25 protein-coding genes are annotated in these 22,837 nt (G+C 37.0%); 19 read left to right on the top strand and 6 right to left on the bottom strand.

From position 1 onward, the window contains the following. Positions 1–356: 356 nt before the first annotated feature. From thiL to tsaD, 5 genes are all read left to right on the top strand, one after another. Positions 357–1,370 (top strand): thiamine-phosphate kinase, encoded by a 1,014-nt coding sequence (gene thiL, locus V7112_RS22825; protein WP_335424095.1) that lies wholly within the window; start codon positions 357–359, stop codon positions 1,368–1,370. A 229-nt stretch (positions 1,371–1,599) separates the two neighbouring features. Then, positions 1,600–2,058, top strand: a complete 459-nt coding sequence (gene tsaE, locus V7112_RS22820; RefSeq protein ID WP_335424094.1) for a tRNA (adenosine(37)-N6)-threonylcarbamoyltransferase complex ATPase subunit type 1 TsaE — start codon at positions 1,600–1,602, stop codon at positions 2,056–2,058. After that, on the top strand, positions 2,055–2,747 hold the full coding sequence (tsaB, locus tag V7112_RS22815) for a tRNA (adenosine(37)-N6)-threonylcarbamoyltransferase complex dimerization subunit type 1 TsaB (RefSeq protein WP_335424092.1): 693 nt from the start codon (positions 2,055–2,057) through the stop codon (positions 2,745–2,747). Before tsaE ends, tsaB begins: the two co-directional genes overlap by 4 nt. Positions 2,748–2,749: 2 nt before the next feature. Continuing rightward, entirely contained in the window at positions 2,750–3,217 is a 468-nt protein-coding gene (gene rimI, locus V7112_RS22810) for a ribosomal protein S18-alanine N-acetyltransferase (protein ID WP_438823942.1), read from the top strand. Next, positions 3,210–4,226: a tRNA (adenosine(37)-N6)-threonylcarbamoyltransferase complex transferase subunit TsaD gene (gene tsaD / locus V7112_RS22805; protein ID WP_335424089.1), complete on the top strand. Its 1,017-nt coding sequence runs from the start codon at positions 3,210–3,212 to the stop codon at positions 4,224–4,226. The genes rimI and tsaD overlap by 8 nt, the downstream gene beginning before the upstream one ends. 265 nt (positions 4,227–4,491) lie before the next feature. On the opposite strand, the gene V7112_RS22800 is transcribed toward tsaD, so the two are convergent. Beyond that, entirely contained in the window at positions 4,492–6,426 is a 1,935-nt protein-coding gene (locus V7112_RS22800; protein ID WP_335424088.1) for an ABC transporter ATP-binding protein, read from the bottom strand. 133 nt (positions 6,427–6,559) lie between these two features. Between V7112_RS22800 and moaC the strand changes: the two genes are divergently transcribed. The 4 genes from moaC to tatC are packed head-to-tail and all read left to right on the top strand — an operon-like array spanning position 6,560 to position 8,688. Next, positions 6,560–7,051, top strand: a complete 492-nt coding sequence (gene moaC / locus V7112_RS22795) for a cyclic pyranopterin monophosphate synthase MoaC (RefSeq protein WP_335424086.1) — start codon at positions 6,560–6,562, stop codon at positions 7,049–7,051. 2 nt (positions 7,052–7,053) lie between these two features. Continuing rightward, positions 7,054–7,695 (top strand): redox-sensing transcriptional repressor Rex, encoded by a 642-nt coding sequence (locus V7112_RS22790; RefSeq protein ID WP_335424084.1) that lies wholly within the window; start codon positions 7,054–7,056, stop codon positions 7,693–7,695. 35 nt (positions 7,696–7,730) lie between these two features. Further along, on the top strand, positions 7,731–7,922 hold the full coding sequence (locus V7112_RS22785; RefSeq protein WP_335424108.1) for a twin-arginine translocase TatA/TatE family subunit: 192 nt from the start codon (positions 7,731–7,733) through the stop codon (positions 7,920–7,922). 16 nt (positions 7,923–7,938) lie between these two features. Next, positions 7,939–8,688, top strand: coding sequence for a twin-arginine translocase subunit TatC (tatC, locus tag V7112_RS22780; protein WP_335424082.1), 750 nt, complete (start codon positions 7,939–7,941; stop codon positions 8,686–8,688). A gap of 40 nt (positions 8,689–8,728) precedes the next feature. On the opposite strand, the gene V7112_RS22775 is transcribed toward tatC, so the two are convergent. Both V7112_RS22775 and V7112_RS22770 read right to left on the bottom strand, forming a co-directional pair. After that, positions 8,729–8,938 carry a YdiK family protein gene (locus V7112_RS22775; protein WP_335424079.1) on the bottom strand — a complete coding sequence of 70 codons (210 nt, stop codon included), beginning with the start codon at positions 8,936–8,938 and terminating at the stop codon, positions 8,729–8,731. A 3-nt stretch (positions 8,939–8,941) separates the two neighbouring features. After that, positions 8,942–9,679 carry a CPBP family intramembrane glutamic endopeptidase gene (locus V7112_RS22770; protein ID WP_335424077.1) on the bottom strand — a complete coding sequence of 246 codons (738 nt, stop codon included), beginning with the start codon at positions 9,677–9,679 and terminating at the stop codon, positions 8,942–8,944. A gap of 350 nt (positions 9,680–10,029) precedes the next feature. Here V7112_RS22770 and groES point away from each other — a divergent pair, with 350 nt between their 5' ends. The 7 genes from groES to V7112_RS22735 all read left to right on the top strand — a co-directional run bounded on the left by groES (position 10,030) and on the right by V7112_RS22735 (position 16,383). Further along, on the top strand, positions 10,030–10,314 hold the full coding sequence (groES, locus tag V7112_RS22765; protein WP_010285540.1) for a co-chaperone GroES: 285 nt from the start codon (positions 10,030–10,032) through the stop codon (positions 10,312–10,314). 54 nt (positions 10,315–10,368) lie between these two features. Continuing rightward, the gene (groL, locus tag V7112_RS22760) at positions 10,369–11,994 is read left to right on the top strand and encodes a chaperonin GroEL (RefSeq protein ID WP_335424075.1); all 1,626 of its coding nucleotides are present in this window, start codon (positions 10,369–10,371) and stop codon (positions 11,992–11,994) included. Positions 11,995–12,655: 661 nt separating this feature from the next. Further along, a complete protein-coding gene (locus tag V7112_RS22755) occupies positions 12,656–13,162 on the top strand; it encodes an arsinothricin resistance N-acetyltransferase ArsN1 family A (protein WP_335424073.1) in 507 nt (168 codons plus the stop codon). Positions 13,163–13,176: 14 nt separating this feature from the next. Next, positions 13,177–13,383: a hypothetical protein gene (locus V7112_RS22750; RefSeq protein WP_335424071.1), complete on the top strand. Its 207-nt coding sequence runs from the start codon at positions 13,177–13,179 to the stop codon at positions 13,381–13,383. A gap of 63 nt (positions 13,384–13,446) precedes the next feature. Next, entirely contained in the window at positions 13,447–13,890 is a 444-nt protein-coding gene (locus V7112_RS22745) for a MarR family winged helix-turn-helix transcriptional regulator (protein WP_335424069.1), read from the top strand. 61 nt (positions 13,891–13,951) lie between these two features. Further along, positions 13,952–15,013: a flavin-containing monooxygenase gene (locus tag V7112_RS22740; protein ID WP_335424067.1), complete on the top strand. Its 1,062-nt coding sequence runs from the start codon at positions 13,952–13,954 to the stop codon at positions 15,011–15,013. 50 nt (positions 15,014–15,063) lie between these two features. Beyond that, positions 15,064–16,383 (top strand): NAD(P)-binding domain-containing protein, encoded by a 1,320-nt coding sequence (locus tag V7112_RS22735; RefSeq protein WP_335424064.1) that lies wholly within the window; start codon positions 15,064–15,066, stop codon positions 16,381–16,383. Between the two features lie 302 nt (positions 16,384–16,685). Here V7112_RS22735 and V7112_RS22730 read toward each other — a convergent pair whose 3' ends face one another. Further along, positions 16,686–16,898 carry a hypothetical protein gene (locus tag V7112_RS22730; RefSeq protein ID WP_335424062.1) on the bottom strand — a complete coding sequence of 71 codons (213 nt, stop codon included), beginning with the start codon at positions 16,896–16,898 and terminating at the stop codon, positions 16,686–16,688. A gap of 138 nt (positions 16,899–17,036) precedes the next feature. Between V7112_RS22730 and V7112_RS22725 the strand changes: the two genes are divergently transcribed. Then, complete coding sequence (locus V7112_RS22725) at positions 17,037–17,591, top strand: VCBS repeat-containing protein (RefSeq protein WP_335424059.1); 555 nt, start codon at positions 17,037–17,039, stop codon at positions 17,589–17,591. 346 nt (positions 17,592–17,937) lie between these two features. Here the strand turns inward: V7112_RS22725 and V7112_RS22720 are convergent, their stop codons facing one another. After that, positions 17,938–18,849: a LysR family transcriptional regulator gene (locus V7112_RS22720; protein ID WP_335424056.1), complete on the bottom strand. Its 912-nt coding sequence runs from the start codon at positions 18,847–18,849 to the stop codon at positions 17,938–17,940. 419 nt (positions 18,850–19,268) lie between these two features. Between V7112_RS22720 and V7112_RS22715 the strand changes: the two genes are divergently transcribed. After that, on the top strand, positions 19,269–20,588 hold the full coding sequence (locus V7112_RS22715; RefSeq protein ID WP_335424054.1) for a GntP family permease: 1,320 nt from the start codon (positions 19,269–19,271) through the stop codon (positions 20,586–20,588). A gap of 126 nt (positions 20,589–20,714) precedes the next feature. Then, positions 20,715–21,476 (top strand): SDR family NAD(P)-dependent oxidoreductase, encoded by a 762-nt coding sequence (locus tag V7112_RS22710; RefSeq protein ID WP_335424052.1) that lies wholly within the window; start codon positions 20,715–20,717, stop codon positions 21,474–21,476. A gap of 643 nt (positions 21,477–22,119) precedes the next feature. Here the strand turns inward: V7112_RS22710 and V7112_RS22705 are convergent. Next, entirely contained in the window at positions 22,120–22,830 is a 711-nt protein-coding gene (locus V7112_RS22705; protein WP_335424051.1) for an IclR family transcriptional regulator, read from the bottom strand. Positions 22,831–22,837: the final 7 nt, after the last annotated feature.

Genomic DNA, 22,837 nt, shown 5'->3' with positions numbered 1-22,837 from the left:
CCTTATGAAGACTCGAACGAAAGCAAATCTGCCTCGAAAAGTCCTTCATCGCACCTATGAAGACCTAAACGAAAGCAGAATCACCTTCAAAAGGTTATCACTGTCCCTATGCGATAAAGTCACGTCCGCATCGCGTACCTCTTTAAATAATACTTCATCAAGATTTTTAAGGAAAACGAACAATTGAATCCGACCGTCTCCTTCGAAAATTCATTTATTTTCTTTCTTTTTTTGCTGATTTTGTTGAAATACGGTAAACTTATAATATTGTATAAAGGTCCTTAGGCGTTGGCCTAAGGCTTTTTTTCACTACCTCGTTTACTATTTTCTTTTTGAAATATTAGGAGTGATATTAGATGGCATTGCAGGATGAATTTCACTTTATTGATCAAATCAAACCGAAGCGTGTTTCCAGGTCTGGTTTAATAGCTGGGATTGGCGATGATGCTGCGCTTTTCAGACCAACTTCAAATATGGAACAAATCATCTGCATGGATACAATGGTAGAGGGTGTTCATTTCAATTCTCAAACAATGGATCCATATCAAATTGGATATAAGGCATTAGCTGTTAATATTAGTGATATTGCCGCGATGGGTGGAATCCCTACCTTTTATTTGGTGTCAATTGCTATTCCTAAGGAGTGGAATGAAGCAGATTTGTTATCGATTTATGAAGGTATGGCAATGCTAGCAGATAAGTACCAAATGGATTTAATTGGTGGCGATACTGTATCAATTGCTGAAACCTTGGTTATTACTGTTACGGTTCTTGGTGAGGTCGAGCAAGGAAAGCATTTTTTACGAAGCCATGCAAAGCCAGGAGATATCGTTTTTGTTACTGGGACGGTTGGAGACTCAGCAGCTGGGTTGAATTTATTATTACATAATGGAAACGAACATTCATTTACTGAGTTAGAAGAAACCCTTATTCGGACACATCAATATCCGAAACCGAGAGTAGAGATTGGGCGGCTTTTATCTTCCTTTGGAAGGGTCTCATTAAATGATATTAGTGATGGTTTAGCTAGTGAAGCAAATGAGATAGCAAAGGCTAGCGGTGTTACTTTACAAATAGATGAAGATAAAATACCATTTAGTGAGGCTATTTTGACGCAGTTTAAAGACCGTGCTCTTGAGTTTGCATTATACGGTGGGGAGGACTTTGAACTAGTTGGAACGATGGCAGCTTCAGATTGGGATATAATACAGAAAAAGGCAATGGAACATGATTATGTCCTTTCGAAAATTGGTACTGTTTCGGACGGTGGTCCAGCTGTATTTTTAAACCGAAATGGTGAATTACAAAAGCTTGAGATGAAGGGCTATAATCATTTTAACTTTATTCAGAAAAAGTCCTCACCTCTATAAGTAATATGGTGAATGAGCAAGTATCCAATTTGTGCGGGGGTGACACTCTGCTGAATAAAGTTAAAGCCTCCGGCGGATGCCACGATTTTTCAATGGAAACTTTTCGAGCATAAGATCAAAGACTAAGGACGCTACTTAATGTGTTAACGTCTTTGTGACCCACCTCGTGTGGGCATAAAAAATCGGGCGAAGATACGCCAAGGCGTATTTGATGAATAAGGTGGATTGTATGGAAAAATTTGAATTAATAACGAATACGCCTGAAGAAACGGGGAGTTTTTCGTACCGCTTGGCTGAAAAGCTTCGACCGGGCGATGTCATAACTCTTGAGGGAGATTTAGGGGCAGGAAAAACAACTTTTACTAAAGGGCTGGCGAAAGGACTTGGCATTACAAGAACGGTGAATAGTCCGACATTTACGATTATAAAGGAATATCAAGGGAGAATCCCTCTTTATCATATGGATGTGTATCGTTTGGGGCATAGTGATGAGGATCTTGGATTTGACGAATATTTTGAGGGCGATGGTGTGACAGTGGTGGAGTGGGCACATCTCATTGAGGATCGATTACCAGAGCGAAAGCTCACCATTAGAATTGAACATCAAGGGGATACGAAGCGTAAGATTACGGTGATACCAAAAGGGGAAAGGTATCAACATTTATGTGAGGAGTTATTTGGCGAATGAAGGTTTTAGCTATAGATACGTCCAATTATGTATTAGGGGTCGCAATTGTTGATGAAGAAACGGTGATTGGGGAGGTCATTACAAATCTTCCAAAAAACCATTCTGTCCGTGTGATGCCCACCATTGAACAGTTGATGAAGGAATGTGGTATAAACCCTAAGGAACTTGAAAAAATTGTAGTGGCAATGGGGCCAGGCTCATATACAGGGGTGAGAATTGGTGTTACAATTGCGAAAACATTAGCCTGGTCATTACAGGTTCCTTTGGTAGGAGTATCTAGTCTAGAAGTAGTGGCAGCCAATGGCAGGTACTTTAATGGCTTTATTTCACCATTATTTGATGCAAGAAGGGGCCAGGTATATACAGGTCTTTATCAATATGAAGGCAAGACACTGAATTGTATAGAAGAAGATAAAATTATTTTATTATCGGATTGGCTTGAGGAGCTTAAAAAGAAAGAAACACCAGTGCTTTTTATCGGAAATGATTTAGTTATCCACAAGGAACAGATAGAAACAGATTCAAATCAATTTGCATATGTTGCACCATACACAGATTGGAATCCGAGACCAAGTGAGTTAGCAGAGTTAGGTTCGAAAAAGGAGCCAGTGGATGTTCATACTTTTGTGCCAAATTATATTCGTTTGGCAGAGGCGGAAGCGAATTGGTTAGGGAAGAGGCAGGGGTAAGCATGAAAGATATCATCGATCAACAGATTTTGTTTCGCTTCATGACGTTAGATGACATTGATGGTGTCATGAAGGTTGAAGCATCAGCATTTACCGTCCCTTGGAAGAGAGAAGCATTTTATAATGAGTTAGTTCATAATCAGTTTGCAAAGTATATAGTGATGACTGATAACAATGATGTGATTGGCTATTGCGGAATGTGGCTTATTTTAGATGAATGTCACATTACCAATATCGCAGTGCTCCCAGAATATAGAGGAAAGAAGCTTGGGGAAGCTTTGTTGATGCAGGCGAAGCTTTTAGCGATGCAGCATCAGGCAGCAACGATGACGCTAGAGGTTAGAGTGTCGAATCATGTTGCGCAAAACCTCTATAAAAAACTAGGCTTCAAGCCTGGTGGAATCCGAAAAAATTACTATACAGATAATAATGAAGATGCGCTAGTTATGTGGGTGAATTTACATGAGTGATAACCAAATAATTATGGGAATTGAAACGAGCTGTGATGAAACAGCTGTTTCGATTGTACGAAATGGACGAGAAATTTTATCAAATGTTGTTGCATCACAAATTGAAAGTCATAAGCGATTTGGTGGGGTTGTTCCGGAAATTGCGTCAAGGCATCATGTTGAAGCCATAACACTTGTGATTGAAGAGGCATTGAAGCAAGCTGATGTTCATTTTGCGGATATTGATGGAATTGCGGTAACAGAGGGTCCTGGTCTTGTAGGAGCATTATTAATTGGGGTTAATGCAGCAAAAGCGGTGGCATTTGCCCACGATATTCCCCTTTTAGGAGTACATCATATTGCAGGTCATATTTATGCAAATCGATTAGTAGAGGAGCTGGAGTTTCCATTATTAGCGTTAGTTGTGTCAGGTGGCCATACTGAGCTTGTTTATATGGAAGAGCATGCATCCTTTAAGGTTATCGGGGAAACGAGGGATGATGCTGCTGGCGAAGCATACGACAAGGTGGCTAGAACTCTTAGCCTTCCGTACCCAGGTGGACCACATATTGATCGACTAGCCCATGAAGGAACAGCGACGCTTGATTTACCAAGAGCATGGCTAGAAGAGGATTCATACGATTTTAGTTTTAGTGGATTGAAATCAGCTGTCATTAATACTCTTCACAATGCAGAGCAGCGTGGGGAAACGATTGAACCAAAGAATCTGGCAGCAAGCTTTCAGGAAAGTGTTATTGATGTGTTAGTAACTAAGACAGTAAAAGCAGCGAAAGAATATCAAGTAAAGCAAGTTCTATTAGCTGGCGGAGTTGCGGCAAATAAAGGATTGCGAGCAGCTTTAGAACATGCATTTGCAGAGATGCCAGAAATAAAGCTCATTATTCCGCCCCTTTCGCTTTGTACAGACAATGCTGCAATGATTGCGGCAGTTGGAAGTGTCTTATATGAAAAAGGGAAACGGTCATCCTATGCATTAAACGCAAATCCTGGTTTAGATATCGAAAAGTAGTCAAAAAGTCCTCATTCTATAAGAGGGCTTTTTTGTTGATAAATAATCCACAAGTTCACAGGATTTGTGGAAAACCTATAAAAAGTACTGAAATAACTAATGTGCATTTGTGGACATTTTCTGTGGATAACACTGTTGATAAATGTGGATAGTGTGGATAAATCAGTGCATAACTCGAAAAAATGTGGAAAATGGTGCAAAAATATCCCCATCCAAATCGATTTTCAGATGGGGATAACTTATTTAAGTGGATAGGAGAAAAGGTTTATCCACTTATTTCATGGAGGGATTCCCATTCCTCCATTAGGGCTTCAAGCTTAGTTGAAATTTTTTCATTTTCTTCATTAATTCGTTGTACTTCTTCATGGTTTTGGTAGACTTCTGGGTCGCAAAGAAGCTGTTCATTTTCTTCGGTCTTTTCCTCAAGAGAGGATATCTCGAGTTCGATTTCCTCAATTCTGCGTTTTCGTTGACGCTCTTGTTTCTTTAATTCCTTTTCTTGTTCATAAGAGTTTTTTTCTTGAATTACTTCTCGTTTATCAGCTTTTTTCTCTTGTGCTTCAAGTCGAGCCAATTCTTCCATTTCGAATTTTTTTTCAAGATAATAGTCATAATCACCAAGGTATTCTGTCAGTCCATCTAGAGATAGCTCAAATACTTTCGTTGCGATTCGGTTAATAAAGTACCGGTCATGGGATACAAAAAGAATGGTCCCAGGATAATCAATTAGCGCGTTTTCAAGTACTTCCTTACTATCAAGGTCTAGATGGTTCGTAGGTTCGTCAAGAATGAGGAAGTTCGATTTCTCCATCATCAGCTTAGCAAGGGCAAGTCTCGCTTTTTCGCCACCACTTAAGGTTGAAACGATTTTTAACACATCATCCCCGGAAAAAAGGAAATTCCCAAGAACAGTGCGGATTTCTTTTTCAGGTTTAAGTGGATATTCATCCCATAATTCATTTAACACACGATTGTTTGAGTTTAGGTCAGCTTGTTGTTGGTCATAGTAACCAACCGTTACATGCGACCCAAAACGAATTGTTCCATTGACATGCTCTAGTTTATCGATAATTGCTTTTAATAGGGTCGATTTTCCGATCCCGTTTGGCCCCACTAACGCAATGCTGTCTTCGCGATAAATATTGAAATTGATATTAGTGATAATCGGTTTATCCTTTTCATAGGAAACTGAGATGTCTTTAGCACTTAAGACGTCATTTCCACTTTGTCTTTCGATTTCAAATCGGAAGGAAGCTGATTTTTCGTCACCAGCTGGTCTGCCCATCAGCTCCATTCGATCAAGCTGTTTTCGTCTACTTTGGGCGCGCTTTGTTGTGGAAGCTCTGACTAGATTTTTCGCGATGAAGTCTTTTAATCTTTCGACTTCTTCCTGCTGTTTTTCGTATTTTTTTAGATCAAGCTCATAGTTTTCAGCCTTTAATTTTAAATAGTTGCTGTAGTTTCCGACATATTTGGTGCTTGTGTGTCTCGAAATCTCATAGACCTGGTTGACGACTTTGTCTAGGAAGTACCGGTCATGAGAAACAATTAAGAGTGCACCTGGATAGCCTTGTAGATATTGTTCAAGCCAGGTAAGAGTGCTAATATCGAGGTGGTTGGTTGGCTCGTCCAGAATCAATAAATCAGGTTTTGTTAGTAATAGTTTACAAAGGGCTAAGCGCGTCTTTTGACCACCACTTAAGCTAGATATTTTGGTTTCATAGTCTTTGTCTGTAAAATGAAAGCCATGTAGAATCGATCGAATATCGGCTTCATATTGATAGCCACCCTTTTCTTTAAAATCGACCTGGAGCTGATCATATTCTTCGAGTAGCCTTTGATAATCAGTTGGGTTTTCAAAAACAGATGGGTCTCCCATTTTTACTTCAAGTTTTCTTAAGTCTTTTTCTAGTTTTTGTAAAGATGCGAAGACGGTAAGCATTTCTTGCCAAATGGTAAGATTTGATTCAAGTCCAGTGTCCTGTGCAAGGTAATCAATAGTGACGCTTTTTGGCTTAATAATTTCACCGCCATCATGGGACATGTGACCAGCAATTATTTTTAATAAGGTTGATTTTCCGGCACCATTTCGGCCAACAATAGCAATTCGGTCGCGAGTTTGTACTTCTAATTTTATATTGGATAAAATAAGATCAGCAGCAAAATACTTTTTGAGCTGATTTACTTGTAGTAAAATCATACTATTTCACCTCTTGTTTCTAACAACAGTGTATCTTATATTATCTTAATAGAGCAACTGCAATGATAATGTTCACAGATGTTCCAAAGACAGATGTGGTAAAATAGTGTATAGTTTATGGGAGGGTACATATATGACATCATTTACCCATTTTAATGAGCAAGGTCGGGCAAAAATGGTCGACATTACAGAGAAATCTGATACTGTTCGTACAGCAATTGCAAAATCGAGTATTACTGTAAATAAATTGATTTATGAGCAAATAATAAAGAATGAGATTAGCAAGGGGGATGTTCTAGCTGTTTCCCAGGTTGCCGGTATTATGGCAGCTAAAAAAACATCAGAGCTAATCCCGATGTGCCATCCATTGGCATTAAAAGGCGTCGATATCCGTTTTAGTTGGACGACCCAAGGTGAATATATTTTACATATCACTGTAACAGTTAAAACAAAGGGAAGCACCGGTGTTGAGATGGAAGCCCTTACGGCTGCATCGGTTTGTGCGTTAACTGTGTATGATATGTGTAAAGCGGTTGATAAAGGCATGGTGATTGGGCCAACCTATTTAACTGAAAAAACAGGTGGAAAGAACGGAGATTTTAAAAGGCCAGTAGCGGGGGAATAAACATGAATCTGGAACAATCAAAAATACCACAAGCAACTGCCAAAAGGCTGCCACTTTATTATCGGTTTTTGAAAAACTTGCATGCCTCGGGGAAGCAGAGGGTATCATCTGCAGAGCTGAGTGATGCGGTAAAGGTTGATTCAGCCACGATTAGGCGCGATTTTTCCTATTTTGGTGCATTGGGAAAAAAAGGGTATGGCTATAATGTCAATTATTTATTATCCTTTTTTAGTAAGACACTTGATCAGGATGAGTTAACAAAGGTTACGTTAATCGGTGTTGGTAACTTAGGTACTGCATTTTTACATTATAATTTTTCAAAAAATAATAATACAAAAATTGAGCTTGCGTTTGATGTGGATTATAATAAAGTAGGTAGTAGTATTGGCGGAGTAAAGGTGTGTCATTTAGATGATCTTGAAAAAGAATTGCCTGATGATGTCACGGTTGCTATTTTAACAGTGCCGGTTGGCGCAGCACAGTCAATTACTGACCGCCTGGTGAATAAAGGGATCAAAGGTATCCTTAATTTCACTCCAGCAAGAATCAATGTGCCCGAACATATACGGGTTCACCATATTGATCTAGCTGTTGAGCTACAAGCACTTGTTTACTTTTTAAAGCATTATTCGAATGAAGAATAGAAATAGATTTTATAATTGTTGGGAGGTGGCTCATGATGGGAAATCTTGGATTTGGTAGTATTCTATTGATTGTATTTGCAGCATTGTTAATCTTCGGACCTAAGAAGTTACCTCAATTAGGAAAAGCTGCAGGAAATACATTGCGTGAATTTAAAAACGCAACAAAAGGCTTAGCAGATGATGACGATGATGATGTTAAGAAGAATGAAACTCCTGATGTGAAGTAATGATAGGATGAGTCAGATGAACGAAAGAGAAATGTCCGTCTATGATCATATTGGTGAGCTGCGAAAACGACTGATTTATGTAGTCGTTTTCTTCTTCATTGTTGCACTGGGGAGTTTTTTTCTCGCTGAGCCGGTAATTGTTTACTTGCAAAATGCTGAGGAAGCCAAAGAGCTGACAATGAATGCTTTCCGTATGACAGATCCAATTAAAATTTATATGAATTTTGCCTTTATTATTGCGTTTGTTATCTCTTCTCCTTTTTTACTGTATCAGCTTTGGGCCTTTATTAGTCCAGGCTTGTATGAGAAGGAAAGAAAGGTAACGTTGAGTTATATTCCGATTTCGGTAGGATTATTTTTAGTAGGGGTTTCATTTTCCTATTTTATTTTATTCCCATTTGTTGTGAACTTTATGACGCGGTTAGCGGGTCGTCTTGAAATAAATCAGGTAATCGGGATTAATGAGTATTTTCAATTCCTGTTACAGCTAACCTTACCGTTTGGCTTTTTGTTTCAGCTACCGGTTGTTGTAATGTTCTTAACTAGGCTTGGAATTGTCACTCCGATGTTCTTATCGAAAATAAGGAAATATGCGTATTTTGTCCTTCTAGTAATTGGAGGTTTAATCACACCTCCTGAGCTAGTCTCTCATTTAATGGTCACCGTTCCGTTATTCGGTTTATATGAGATCAGTATTCTCGTATCAAGAAGTGCCTACAGGAAGGTGCTTAAAGCGGAAATGATGGCAGCTAATAGTATGGAATAATCGCTGAAGCTAGACATAAAAAATAACCTCTGTCCAGAGGTTATTTTTTTACGTTTGTCACTTTTTTGATTTTGAAGTGCAGGGAGAACATTCGGATTGCCACAGCAAAGTCGAATGTTGCTACAACTGCAAGAAGAATAGTTGAAAAGTTCCAAATCGTCTCCGTTGCACTATTAATTGCAATATAAGTAAATAATATTCCCATTAATGCGTAAATGATGCCCATGGCAAAAGGTGAAGTTCTTCGCATAAATTAAAAGCCCCCAATAAATGTCTGTTGCAGCTTCTCGGCCTGCTTCATGATCCTTTCAATATCATCTGCAAAAATCGTCTGCATTACTACAACAAAAGAATTCATCGCTACGTGCGCAAAAATCGGTACGATAATTCGCTTTGTCTGTACATAGAGGAATGCAAAGGTAAAGCCCATTGCGGTATAAATGAGAATGTGGGTGAAATCCATATGTACAACAGCAAAAATTAACGAACTAATTAAGCCGGAGATGAAAAAGTTAAATTTTTTATATAAAGATCCAAATATAATTTGGCGGAAAATGATCTCTTCAAGAATTGGACCAATAATCGAAACTACGATTACAAGCAATGGTAAAGATTTTACCAAAGCCATGATTTCTTGGGTGTTTTCGGAACCAGGTTCAATTCCAAACAGATGAATCTCAATGTTTGCCGCAATTATCTGGGCTGTCATGGCCATAAACACACCTGCAATCGCCCACCCAATTGCCTCACCTTTAGAGGAACGTCGCAAGTTCTGATGTCGATCCTTAATATCTGGTCTTAATATAAATAATACAATCGGAAGTGCAGCTACAAAACTAAAAACAGTCCAAAGCGCAATAATCGTATTAGTAGCAGTTGCTGGGTCGAGGTCTTTTCCAACACCTAAAGCCAATAAAAGCGGAATACCTAAAATACCAGAGAACTGCATGATGATGTACGTTAAAATGACATACCAATATCGAGCCTTCATGAAAATCTCCTTTTTATAGATGGAATAAATGATAAATATGTACTGTCCACCCTTTGTATTGTAACATATATTCATGCCTATCCTTTAGTATAATGCAAATTCAAATTTTCATTGAAGAAATTGAATGAATGAATATTGATGGTTTATTTTTCCTGTTTGTGACATAGGATAGGTAGGTGGACAAATTTTGCCGGAGAACGAGAATATTTTTTCCAAATTCTATATCAAATCACTTGCAAAATAGGTAGATATNNATATTATTTAATATAATAATTGTGTTAGCACTCGGGTGGTCTGAGTGCTAATAAAAAGATAAACTAATTATAAATTATTTGAGGAGGTCGTTTCACTTGTTAAAGCCATTAGGTGATCGCGTTGTTATTGAACTAGTTGAATCAGAGGAAAAAACTGCAAGCGGTATTGTATTACCAGATTCTGCAAAGGAAAAGCCTCAAGAAGGTAAAGTAGTTGCTGTAGGTACAGGTCGTGTACTAGACAGTGGTGAAAAAGTAGCTTTAGAGGTTGCGGTTGGTGATCGCATTATCTTCTCAAAATATGCTGGTACTGAAGTGAAATACGAAGGTACTGAATACTTAATTTTACGCGAAAGCGACATTTTAGCTGTTATCGGATAATAGGAAGCAGCATTTTATATCATAAATTTTTAATTTTTTGAGGAGGGCTTAAGAATGGCAAAAGAAATTAAATTTAGTGAAGATGCTCGTCGCGCAATGCTTCGTGGTGTTGACGCATTAGCAAATGCTGTAAAAGTAACATTAGGACCAAAAGGACGTAACGTGGTTCTTGAGAAAAAATTTGGTTCACCACTCATCACGAATGACGGTGTAACAATTGCAAAAGAAATCGAACTAGAAGATGCTTTTGAAAACATGGGTGCTAAATTAGTTGCTGAAGTTGCTAGCAAAACAAACGATGTAGCTGGTGACGGTACTACAACTGCAACTGTACTTGCTCAAGCGATGATTCGCGAAGGCTTAAAGAACGTTACTGCTGGTGCAAACCCAATGGTAGTTCGCAAAGGTATTGAAAAAGCTGTAGCTGTAGCAGTTGAAGAATTAAAAGCTATTTCACAACCAATTGAAGGTAAAGAGTCTATCGCACAAGTTGCTGCTATTTCTTCAGATGACAATGAGGTTGGCCAATTGATCGCTGAAGCAATGGAGCGCGTTGGTAACGACGGTGTTATCACAATCGAAGAATCTAAAGGCTTCTCTACTGAATTAGAAGTAGTAGAAGGTATGCAATTTGACCGTGGATATGCATCTCCATACATGGTAACTGATTCTGACAAAATGGAAGCAGTTCTAGAAAACCCATATGTACTAATTACTGACAAAAAGATTTCTAGCATTCAAGAAATCCTACCAGTATTAGAGCAAGTTGTTCAACAAGGCAAGCCATTATTACTAATCGCTGAAGATGTTGAAGGTGAAGCTCTAGCAACTCTAGTTGTGAATAAACTTCGTGGTACATTCAATGCAGTAGCTGTTAAAGCTCCTGGATTCGGTGACCGTCGTAAAGCAATGCTAGAAGACATTGCAATCCTAACTGGTGGTCAAGTAATCACTGAAGATTTAGGCTTAGACCTTAAATCTGCTGACATCACTCAATTAGGTCGCGCTTCTAAGATTGTTGTAACAAAAGAAAACACAACAATCGTTGAAGGTGCTGGTGAGTCTGACAAGATTGCATCTCGCGTTAACAATATCCGTGTTCAAATGGAAGAAACTACTTCTGAATTTGACAAAGAAAAATTACAAGAGCGCCTAGCTAAATTAGCTGGTGGAGTTGCAGTAATCAAAGTTGGTGCTGCTACTGAAACCGAGCTAAAAGAACGCAAGCTTCGTATTGAAGATGCTCTTAACGCAACTCGTGCAGCAGTTGAAGAAGGTATCGTTTCAGGTGGTGGTACAGCACTTGTGAACGTATATAACAAAGTAGCTGCTATCGAATTAGCTGGAGACGAAGCAACTGGTGTAAACATCGTTCTTCGTGCATTAGAAGAGCCAGTTCGTCAAATCGCTCACAACGCTGGTCTAGAAGGATCTGTAGTTGTTGAACGCTTGAAAAACGAAGCACTTGGTGTTGGCTTCAACGCTGCAACTGGTGAGTGGGTAAACATGGTTGACGCTGGTATCGTTGACCCAACTAAGGTTACTCGTTCTGCACTACAAAACGCAGCATCTGTATCAGCTATGTTCCTAACTACTGAAGCTGTAATTGCTGACATTAAAGAAGATGCTCCTGCAATGCCTGACATGGGCGGCATGGGTGGAATGGGCGGCATGATGTAATCTGCCCCTCAATCCCTTGATATATAAGGATTTGTAAGTAAGATGAGAGTGGAATGCTAACATTTTGCTAACATTGAGGTTTTTAATCGAGGCTTCTCATAAGTTCACTGAACTTTTGGGAGGCTTCTTTTTTCATTTCTTCGGTTACGTATAGGTACACATTTTTCGTAATTTGATCATCTGGAATAAGTTTAAATACTATATGAATGTATTAGGTTTATCGTTTCTAGTTGCTATTACATATTTACATATCTTTGCTAGCTTAACAAAACAAGTAACTACACTTGGTGCGGCATCATTTACCTTTAGTTGGATCATTACCCTATTCTATAATGATGTATTCTGGGAATACATTAATAAATGGATGGGAAAATAGTCCAATAACAAAAATTAAAAGGTGCGAGTGACCTAAATGAATTGAAATAAGGAACAAAGCAGAGCAGAAGTTGGATCAAAAAACCCTCTTCTATAGTTTAGGAATTATACCCTGAGTACATTGTTAATCGAAGTTAATAAATAAATCAAAGTTGTTAATAAAATTACTTGCATTTTGCAAGTATAAATGTTATAAATTGGATGTGAAAATAAAATTATAAATTTCTTGCAGAAGTAATTACAAAAAAACCTAAGGATTACGGAATTAGAACAGGGGAATTATCAAATGAACGAAATCAACATTCGAGTAGCATCTATTCATGACATTGAAGATATTCTCTTTATTTATAACGAGGGTATTATTGACCGAATTGCAACCCTAGAAACAACAACAAAAGATAAAGCATACATGATGGAATGGTTTCAGAGGCATACAGAACGCTATAAAGTCATAGTTGCAGAAGTTGAGGGGATGACAGTAGGGTGGGCAAGTCTAAATCAGTACAGTAGCCGCTCAGCATATGATGGGGTTGCAGATTTATCAATTTATATTAAAAGAAATTCTCGTGGAAAAGGGGTGGGAGGAAAGTTACTTTCTTACATCGAACGGTTGGCAAAGGAAAACGAGTTCCATAAGATTGTCTTGTTTACCTTCCCTTTCAATGAATTAGGTCAAGGTTTATATAAAAAAAGAGGATTTCGGGAAGTTGGAGTATTTAAAAATCAAGGCATTCTAGATGGAAAGTATGTTGATGTTATGGCAATGGAGAAATTAATTGTTCTAGATACATGAAAGTGGGGAACCTTATGACAGTAAACAATTCAAGTGTACTTTCAGTTGAATATTTTGAATCATATTTTAAGCTAGTAATGTTATCAAGAGATTATGAAATTGAAAAGGCTAAGGAGTTTATCGTTCAAAACTTTTTTAAAGGTAATCTGATGCTATATGGTAAAGATACTTATCAAAGTTTTAGTTCTGCTTACTCCAAACTGCTAAATAAAGAAAAATAGTTCAAAGAAAAAGGTTGCATTTTGCAAATAACTTTATATACTTAAGCAAAGAGGTGAAAAGTATTGGAAAATCTGCGTGAATTATTTCAGGTTATGACACGTCGCTTCGGACTTTTAAATAAAAATTGTTGTAGTGCTGGGGGCTGCGATATTTCTCTCATTCAAAGTCATATACTTTATGAGATAGATCATCAACATAATCCTTCGATGCAGCAAATTGCTGAAACATTAGGTACAGATATTACAACTTTTAGCCGTCAAGTACAATCATTAGTAAAAATGAATTTAGTAACGAAAACACCTGACCCAAATGATAGACGAATCTATATTCTTTCTCTTACAACGGAAGGAAAGTATGTAGCAACGACAATTGACGAACAAATGAACACTTTCTTAAATGAAGTCTTTTCAAATATGAATGAGTTTGAAAAAGAAACTGTCATTCGTTCCATTAAGCTTTTGAATAATGCAATGGCAAAATCTAGCCTATGCTGTGGGGGGAACTAGTTGTAGTATTCCCATTATTAATACTTGCAAAATGCAAATAAATTAAAAAGGAGGGATTAGTATGAAAAAAATTTGGGATTCTATTGTGATTGGTGGAGGGCAATCGGGGCTTGCATCAGGTTATCACTTACAAAAAAAAGGGTTGGAATTCCTGATTTTAGAAGGTAGTGACAAAGCAACTGGATCATGGCCTAACTATTACGACAGTTTGAAGTTGTTTTCTCCGGCTCGTTTTTCGTCGTTACCTGGCATGAATTTTCCAGGACATCCTGATCATTATCCTACGAAGGATGAAGTGATACGCTACTTACAGGATTACAAGAAACATTTTCAGTTACCGGTCATGATAAATCAGAGAGTTGAGTCTGTAGAAAAGGAAGGTGAAGTGTATAGAATTCGAACAATCTCTAGAGACACATATCTGACTAGAACAATAATTAATGCAACGGGTTCTTTTCACTATCCATATACTCCGATAATAGAGGAACAAGAAATATTTATGGGTAATGTGCTGCATTCTGCTATGTATCGGAACCCGAAACAATTTACTAACCAAAGAGTAGTAGTGGTAGGTCGTAGAAATTCTGCAGTCCAAATTGGACTTGAGCTTGCAGAAGTTAGCAAAACGACTTTAGCCATACGAAAACCAGTTGAACTTGTGAAACAACGGATATGGGGGAAAGATATACATTTTTGGTTGAAGGTTGTCGGCCTTGATACTTTCCCTTTTTGGAGATTTGGAAAAATGGCCCTAATTCCTGGTGGGGTCTCCGACTTAGGTGATTACAAGGAGCGACTTTCTAAAGGAAATCCAGATCAAAAACATATGTTTAAATCTTTTTACACAGACGGTGTAATCTGGGCGGATGGGAAGAAGGAACCGGTTGATACAGTTATCTTTGCTACAGGGTACCGTCCGAATCTTTCCTACCTTAATCCCATTGGAGCAATAGACTCAGATGGGCATCCTTTACAGAAAGCAGGCATAAGCACGAAAGCAAAAGGTATATATTTTGTTGGGTTGGAAGGCCAGCGTTCATTTTCTTCTGCGACATTAAGGGGAGTAGGACGTGATGCAAAATTTGTTATTGAAAAGCTACTGCTTCATCTTAAAACTGAATGAGACTAATGAATCGTATAACATTGAAAATGTTAAATTAGGAGGCTAATAAAATGGAAAAAATTCAACAAAGTAATCTTCCGGTTGGAATCATTGGTGGTGGTCCTGTTGGGCTTGCAGCTGCTGCTCATCTTGTACAAAAAGGAGAAAGTTTCATATTGTTTGAAGCAGGGGCGACAGTGGGTTCAAATATATTAGAGTGGGGACACGTAAAGATGTTTTCTCCATGGCAATACAATATTGATAGGGTTTCAAAGGAGTTACTTGAAAAGTCAGGATGGGTGTCTCCAAATGAAAATTTACTGCCAACGGGTAAAGAGTTGGTTGAAGAATATCTACTTCCGTTAAGCCAACTAAAAGAAATGAAAGATAACATTATTCTAAATGCTAATGTAGTTGGTATTGCAAGAAAAGGAATAGATAAATTAAAAAATGCTAAAAGAGAAGATGTACCATTCCAGATATACGTTGAAATTGAAGGAGATACAAAGGTTTTTGAAGCAAAAGCTGTTATTGATTCATCTGGAACGTGGAAGAATCCTAATCCGGCCCTTTCAAATGGGATCTGGACAAATGCCGAACGTACCTTAAACAATCACATCTATTATGGAATTCCAAACGTTAATAAACTTGAGGATCGTTATAAGGACAAAACTGTAATGGTCATTGGAAGTGGGCATTCTGCCATTAATGCACTTCTTGAACTAGTAGAATTAAAATGTAATTATCCGAATACCAATATTTATTGGGTGTTGAGGAAGCAACATGTGAACGAAGCATACGGTGGGCAGGAAAATGATGGACTACAAGCACGTGGTGAACTAGGCATTAAAATTCAGAAAATGGTTGAATCAGAACAAATAAAAGTCTTAACCCCGTTTTATATCCATACTCTTAAAGGGGAAAATGGAAAGATTACAGTAACAGGTAACCTTAATTCGGAAGAAGTTTCTATCCCTGATATTGATGAAATTGTCGTGAGCACGGGTTTTAGACCAGATGTGTCATTCTTACATGAAATTAGGTTAAATCTCAACCCTGCGGTTGAAAGTGTAGAAGCACTAGCTCCACTTATTGACCCTAATATTCATAGTTGTGGAACAGTAAGACCACACGGGGAAGAGAAATTAAGACAAACAGAAAAGAATTTCTATATTATAGGAATGAAAAGCTACGGTCGAGCACCAACTTTCTTACTTGCAACAGGATACGAACAAGTTCGATCAGTTGTTGCATATTTAATAGGAGATTTGGGAGGAGCAAAAGAAGTACATTTGGAGTTGCCAGAAACAGGTGTATGCAGTACAAATATAGAATCCAGCTGTTGTTCAACTGAAACTCCAAATGTGAAATCAGAATCTTGTTGTATTTAACATGTAATGACCAGTCTGAAATGATTAGATTGGTCATTTTTACGCTTTAGATAGAGAAGAAAGTTCAAACGGTGAAGGACTAGTATTATTAGGTGCAAGTAGTTGCTGTTAAGATAAAAAGAAGTGAGTTTGTCTATTGATTGCGCCGATACAATCAAAAGATAAAAACATTGCGGATATCTTTTTTCCTCTTTGCAATGAGGTTGTTTATCAGGATCAACCGATGTGCGTAGTGTTAGTTGGGTTGTTCCAACGATGCAATATTTGACATCGTGCTGCGCGCTTGGGAACCTAATTCATGGTTATTGATTAGGACAAGGCGGATATCCATGTATATCCTGTATTGAATACATATCATATTGCATTAAGGCGAATTGTGCTTGGTATAGGTATTTCATAACTAGGAGCTTTCCATCAGAGGCTCCGCATAAGACCCCTGAAGTTCCTGTTCCATCTAAGAACGAGACTCCAATAGGCTGATTGATTAAGTACGGAATTTTCAGTTGCCAAGGCATAGCTGACACTCCTTTCCCTCCCTCTAGTGTATAATCCATAGAGCTTTTAAGTGCCTGTTTGAATTTTGTAGGATGAACATGTGTACAGTTTAGTGCATAGGTTAGTTGTAACAAGTAACTTTCTGCAGGGAGGCTAATATGAATAGAGATTATTTTAATTCAAACATGAGAATTTCTGGTGTTGTGGCTTCAGTAACTGGCGATGTAAATGGTGACTTGATCCCTGATATTGTATACGTGACCGGTTACAGAGATTCAGATGTTTCCATTATACAAAATATGGTACTCGGAATACGGGATGGAGCCACAGGTGTCTCTATTAATATTCCTCTGAAGAAAAATATGGGGTATGATCCTATGCTATTTTTGGGGGATTTTACCGGAGATGGGATCAATGATATATTAATTACCATCCCAACAGGTGGCAGTGGCGGAACGACAAACAACTATATTTATTCATTTGTTTACAACGAACCACGTTTGTTGTTCGACTCTGATGCATTTAACCAAGCGTATCAATATGAGGTAACTTACAAGGATAATTACAAGGTTGAAGTATTTAGTAAAAGAAATAATGCAAGATATCTAATCGATCTATCACTAAGGGAGCCTGATTATTTAAATGAAATATATGATGCAAATGGAAAATTGAAGAAGCCTATCAGTGGGTGGGTTGACCCCATAAGTGGCTAATACCCAATCGATTTTGCATTTGATGGTTTGTATGATTTAATTGCGTATCAACAGATTTCTGGAACATACCATGCAGATTCTATTGGTACTATGCAGAATAGGCTAAAATGGAATGGTTATATGTTTATACTGGACTATCAGGATTTAGCCATCTATGGCTCTTGAATTCGGCCACTCGAATTTACCACCCTCGCCATGTTTTTTACCACCAAATGACAAGTATTTTACCAAGCAACGCCAATGTATACACCATTGAATAAAAAGCCCTACAGATTATTGTTTTTATAATCTTGTAGGACTTTTCTGTTGTGTTCAAATAGCCCTTAAAAACTCAAAGGACCATACCTTAAAATTGCTTATACTTTTCTTTTGCTATTTTCAGGAATGTAAGGGCTGGAGCAGACAAGGATTCCCCTTTTTTATAACTGACCACTACATGATTCTTATAAACCGGGTTTCCTAAAGTGTAGTAAATAGAATCTGTAATTAAATTATCCCGGGTAACCACACTCTCTGGAATAATTGTTAAACCAACACCTTTATTTGCTAAACGGAATGCGCTTTCGACATTCTGCGTTTCAATAACAATATTCGGATTGATGGAGTATTCTTTAAATATTTCATCTGTGAGTCTTCTTAGCCCAAGCCCCTTTTTTAGTAAAATAAATTTTTCCCTGTCTAGGAGATGGGGATTAAATGGAATGTGAGCAAAACGATTCTTATCAGGATTATAATGCTTATGGTTAGGGGGAATAACAAGAAACAATTTTTCTTCATAAAGGATTTCATAGACAACTTCTTGATTAAATATAGGAAGCATGTTTAAACAAATATTAATTTTTCCCTCTAAAAGCAATGATTCCATATCATTCGCAGATTCTTCAACCAACTCGATTTCAATCCCAGGGTAATTCAAAATGAATTCAGGCAAGATATTATAGAGGGTATGTGAACCTAATATTGGGTTTATGCCAAGCTTTAAGTATCCTTTTTCCATATTAGAGATAGATTCAATTTCATGTTGCAATTTGCTATACGTCAGTTCTATATCATTCATATAAGATAAATATCGTTCGCCTGCATATGTTAATGTTAAAGGATTTACTCTCCGGTTTACCAATTCAATTCCTAGTTCATCCTCCAAATTTTTAATATATTTGCTAAGGTATGGCTGTGATATATATAAGGCCTTGGCGGCATGTGAGAAATTCCCGTGTTCGGCAATTGACTTTAAATACTTTCCAGAAAGATCTTTCATCTTTCGCTTGCCTCCTTACATAACCTAATTGTCATACTCGTATTTTATAGTATGAATTGTGATATATTATTTCATCATTATAAATATGAAGGCAATTCTTATCAATTTATAACCAAACTAGTATAAAAACTATAACCTAAATAGTATTTCTAAATGTGAATAGTTTGTGACATACTATAGTGGAATAGTTTAGGAAAACGTTTTACTAAATATTTTGGGGGGATTAATAAAGTAAAGATAACAAAGCTAATGGAGATATCATTAGCATTTATTGACTTTAAGACTATTAATGTAGGAATTTGAATAAAGTTAGTTTTTTACGTTATATATATTGAATTCGAGATATATGGAATGAAGATAAATACAGTAAGATTTCGGGAAATAATAACTTAAGTAACAATAATGAGAGGAAGATAATTATGGATATAATCCAAATTATTGGTATATTACTTGGAATAATAGTAGTCATTTATGGAGCAATGAAAGGCTTTAGTATTTTGATTGTTGCTCCGATTGCATCGATTATCGTGATCATAACAAATCAGTTGGACTTTTTCTCTTCCTTAATTGGAAAAGAGAATTCCTATATGACGGGTTTAACAGATTTTGTAATAAACTTCTTTGTTGTCTTTCTTTTAGGAGCAATTTTAGCTAAATATATCGATAAGAGTGGAGCTGCTCAATCTATTGCACAAAAGATTCTTGAAAAAACAGGAACAAAAAATCCTTTTTCGGTATTAGTGGCACTACTCATCATTACGGCTATTTTAACGTACGGTGGAGTTAGTTTGTTTGTAGTTATATTTGTGCTTATTCCACTTGCAAAACCATTATTTAAACAATTAAATATTGCATGGAACTTAGTAACGATTCCTATACAGCTTGGTTTAGGTACGTTTACGATGACGATGTTACCTGCTACACCATCTATTCAAAATGTTGTCCCTACGGCCTATCTTGGTACAACCCTTACGGCAGCACCACTTTTAGGGATTATTGGAGCAGTTGTAGCAGCCGCCTTTGGTTTATGGTATATGAGATTTACTTTAAATAAAAGTATAGCAAACGGAGAGACATTTGCTGATTTTAATGTGAAAGAATCGGATGAAGAATTAAAAAGGGAAATCCCTTCCTTTTTCTTAAGTATCATTCCCATTTTCCTTTTGATTGCTATTATCGTCGTTGGTAGTGTTTTAAAAGTACCAAATATTATTGTGATTGGGTTAGCTGCAGCTGTTATTGTCTCAGCCATTTTATTTAAAAAATATATCCCAAGCCAAAAAGCAGTGATCAACGAAGGCGCAAGCGGTTCTATTATGCCGGTTTTCTTCACTTCATCAGCCGTAGCTTTTGGTGTGGTTATCACCTTTTCTCCTGGCTTTAAGTATATCTCTGACTTTATTTTAAATATTCCGGGTAATCCGCTTATCAGTTTATCCGTTGCTTCCGCTCTTTTTGGCGGGATAACAGGCTCTGCATCAGGAGCGTTAGGAATTGTTATGCAAGCGTTCGGTCAAAGTTACTTAGATATGGGGCTTAACCCTGAAGTAATCCATAGAGTATCAGCGATTGCATCATCAGTGATTACACTTATGCCGCATAATGGTGCGGTATTAACATTCTTAGCTTTAACAGGACTTACTCATCAAAATGGATTTAAGTATCAATTTATCGCAGTAACGGGTGCTAATTTACTTGCTCTAATTGCAGTATTAATTACAGCCATTATTATTTATTGATATCTGAAAAACTTCCATTTTAGGAGGTGAATCCAAAGACAAGGTTCCACACTAGCAAGTAGTTAATCATTTTTTAATTAAATTATTTATTTTAATAAAACATTCGAAATGTAGGAGGAAATAACAATGACAACTCAAAAAGAACGCACAGTAATCGTAACAGGTGCAGCTCAAGGAATCGGTTATGCGATCGCAGAGGGATTTGTAAAAAATGGTGACTTTGTTGCTATCTTTGATTTAAATGAAGAGGCAGCAAATGGTGCAGCTGAAAAATTAGGAAATGCAAAAGGGTACAAAGCAAACGTAGCAAATGAAGAAAGTGTGAAAACAGCAGTTGAACAGGTTATTGCAGATCGTGGAACAGTAGACGTATTAGTAAACAATGCAGGTCTTCAGTTTATTTCACCTACTGATGAATTCCCGGAAGAAAAATGGGATCTAGTGGTGGATGTTATTCTAAAAGGAACATTCTTAACTACGAAACATGTTCTTCCTGCAATGAAGAAGCAAAAATATGGTCGTATTATTACAATTTCTTCAGGACACGGTAGAAGACCAGATAAATATAAATCTGCATATGTTGCAGCAAAATACGGACAAATTGGGTTTACGAATGTAGTTGCGATGGAAAATGCAGAATACGGTATTACAGCAAATTCAATTTTACCTGGACCAACTCGTACACAATTAATTGAAAAACAATTACCAGTACTTGCAGAAAAAGATGGAACTACAGTAGAAGAAGCATTGAAAACGCATATCCTTGGTGGCCAATGGTTGGGACGTTTACTTGAACCTTCAGAAATTGCAGCAACAGCTTTATTCTTAGCTTCAGACGGTGCAGCAGCGATCACTGGCGAAGCACTCGGTGTTACTGGCGGGGAATAATCATCTAAAGACCTGCTGCAGATATTTTTATTTATTAATATAATGATTTGAGGTCTGGTGAAATTTTTCATCAGCCTTTTTTTTATTATGAAGATATTCTTAGAGTAAATTTATGAATTGAATTCTTCACAAAACTTTTTGGCTTGTTTAACGTATTTTTTGATGAGTTAGACAAGTATTTTTCCTTTATATTTTTAAAAGTGCCAGTTTCTAAAACTTCGCAATAGTTTTCCATTGTAAAATGGGAACAATGTCTATGAGAAAAAGTATAAGAATTATTGATCACGACCGTATCTTCATCTTCTAGAGGAGCGTTACAAATCGTACAGAATTTTGTCATATAAATCACAACCCTCTTTCAAAATAGGATTTACTTATTGTGAATATATTCACAATGTATATTAATATATTACCTTATTGTGAAGTATTACACAATCTAATTCGTGAAAATTTTTTATGGAGGTTTTGTGAATACAATAATATCCAATAAAATTGCAGCAACAGCTCTATTCCTAGCTTCAGAGTGGGAGCAGCAACGCACTGGCGAAGCACTCGGTGTTACTGGCGGGGAATAATAGTATTTAGCCTATAAACGGTTGTTTAAAGGCTTTTATCTGTGATGTTTTAAATTATTTGGTTGTGACTAATAGGTTTTTACTTTATTGGTAAGTTTTATACCTGCCTCTTTAATGGTTTGGACATTATTCTGTATTTGTATTTCAGTACCTATCATTTCGAGTGCTGCAATGGTTTCATTCTGTTTGTTTTTTATTGGTACAGCTACCGTTGTTATTCCAATTTGGTTATCACCGTAACCTAGAATATAACCATTCATTTGCAACTCACGGCGAAGCTCTGAAACAATGGATTGTTCCTTAATAAATGTCATAATATCAGTATCCTTTTTACTTAATAACAACACTTTCCCTGCACTAGTACTTACGAAAGGAGATTGTTTTCCAATGTAACAAAACCTACTAAAGAGGGGATTATTCACTTCAATGGCATTTAGATAAAAGGCAGATTCTTGAAAGTTAATAGCCAATGAAGTTGATAAATTTGTTCGTAATACAATTTCTTCCAAGATGTCCTGAGATAGATGAAATAAGTCCATTTCCTTTCGGGTAGTAGATTCCAATGCACGAATAGAAATTCCTAGTCTGTATTTTTTAGAAAGAGAGTCTTTCACTACAAACCCCTCTGACCGTAAAGTTGTTAATAAGCGATGTACAGTACTTGGTGCAATCGATAGTTTTTCAGCTAGTTCATTTAGAGGATACTCTGGTTCTTCTACAGAGAAGATATTCATTAGTCTAAGTGCATTTTCAAGCGATGAAAAACTTTTTTTCTGCATATTCATC

Source organism: Bacillus sp. JJ1566, assembly GCF_036962685.1.
Lineage (GTDB): Bacteria > Bacillota > Bacilli > Bacillales > Bacillaceae_L > Ferdinandcohnia.
This window is presented reverse-complemented; position numbering and strand designations above follow the sequence as displayed.

Excerpts from the sequence above, each read along its gene's own strand:
- tatC (WP_335424082.1), top strand. The coding sequence starts at position 7,939 with ATGAACGAAAGAGAAATGTCCGTCTATGATCATATTGGTGAGCTGCGA.
- V7112_RS22720 (WP_335424056.1), bottom strand. The coding sequence starts at position 18,849 with ATGAAAGATCTTTCTGGAAAGTATTTAAAGTCAATTGCCGAACACGGG.
- V7112_RS22785 (WP_335424108.1), top strand. The coding sequence starts at position 7,731 with ATGGGAAATCTTGGATTTGGTAGTATTCTATTGATTGTATTTGCAGCA.
- thiL (WP_335424095.1), top strand. The coding sequence starts at position 357 with ATGGCATTGCAGGATGAATTTCACTTTATTGATCAAATCAAACCGAAG.
- moaC (WP_335424086.1), top strand. The coding sequence starts at position 6,560 with ATGACATCATTTACCCATTTTAATGAGCAAGGTCGGGCAAAAATGGTC.
- tsaB (WP_335424092.1), top strand. The coding sequence starts at position 2,055 with ATGAAGGTTTTAGCTATAGATACGTCCAATTATGTATTAGGGGTCGCA.
- V7112_RS22790 (WP_335424084.1), top strand. The coding sequence starts at position 7,054 with ATGAATCTGGAACAATCAAAAATACCACAAGCAACTGCCAAAAGGCTG.
- V7112_RS22715 (WP_335424054.1), top strand. The coding sequence starts at position 19,269 with ATGGATATAATCCAAATTATTGGTATATTACTTGGAATAATAGTAGTC.
- V7112_RS22725 (WP_335424059.1), top strand. The coding sequence starts at position 17,037 with ATGAATAGAGATTATTTTAATTCAAACATGAGAATTTCTGGTGTTGTG.
- V7112_RS22770 (WP_335424077.1), bottom strand. The coding sequence starts at position 9,679 with ATGAAGGCTCGATATTGGTATGTCATTTTAACGTACATCATCATGCAG.
- V7112_RS22735 (WP_335424064.1), top strand. The coding sequence starts at position 15,064 with ATGGAAAAAATTCAACAAAGTAATCTTCCGGTTGGAATCATTGGTGGT.
- groL (WP_335424075.1), top strand. The coding sequence starts at position 10,369 with ATGGCAAAAGAAATTAAATTTAGTGAAGATGCTCGTCGCGCAATGCTT.
- V7112_RS22775 (WP_335424079.1), bottom strand. The coding sequence starts at position 8,938 with ATGCGAAGAACTTCACCTTTTGCCATGGGCATCATTTACGCATTAATG.
- V7112_RS22755 (WP_335424073.1), top strand. The coding sequence starts at position 12,656 with ATGAACGAAATCAACATTCGAGTAGCATCTATTCATGACATTGAAGAT.
- V7112_RS22750 (WP_335424071.1), top strand. The coding sequence starts at position 13,177 with ATGACAGTAAACAATTCAAGTGTACTTTCAGTTGAATATTTTGAATCA.
- V7112_RS22800 (WP_335424088.1), bottom strand. The coding sequence starts at position 6,426 with ATGATTTTACTACAAGTAAATCAGCTCAAAAAGTATTTTGCTGCTGAT.
- tsaD (WP_335424089.1), top strand. The coding sequence starts at position 3,210 with ATGAGTGATAACCAAATAATTATGGGAATTGAAACGAGCTGTGATGAA.
- V7112_RS22740 (WP_335424067.1), top strand. The coding sequence starts at position 13,952 with ATGAAAAAAATTTGGGATTCTATTGTGATTGGTGGAGGGCAATCGGGG.
- V7112_RS22705 (WP_335424051.1), bottom strand. The coding sequence starts at position 22,830 with ATGCAGAAAAAAAGTTTTTCATCGCTTGAAAATGCACTTAGACTAATG.
- rimI (WP_438823942.1), top strand. The coding sequence starts at position 2,750 with ATGAAAGATATCATCGATCAACAGATTTTGTTTCGCTTCATGACGTTA.
- V7112_RS22730 (WP_335424062.1), bottom strand. The coding sequence starts at position 16,898 with ATGCCTTGGCAACTGAAAATTCCGTACTTAATCAATCAGCCTATTGGA.
- V7112_RS22710 (WP_335424052.1), top strand. The coding sequence starts at position 20,715 with ATGACAACTCAAAAAGAACGCACAGTAATCGTAACAGGTGCAGCTCAA.
- tsaE (WP_335424094.1), top strand. The coding sequence starts at position 1,600 with ATGGAAAAATTTGAATTAATAACGAATACGCCTGAAGAAACGGGGAGT.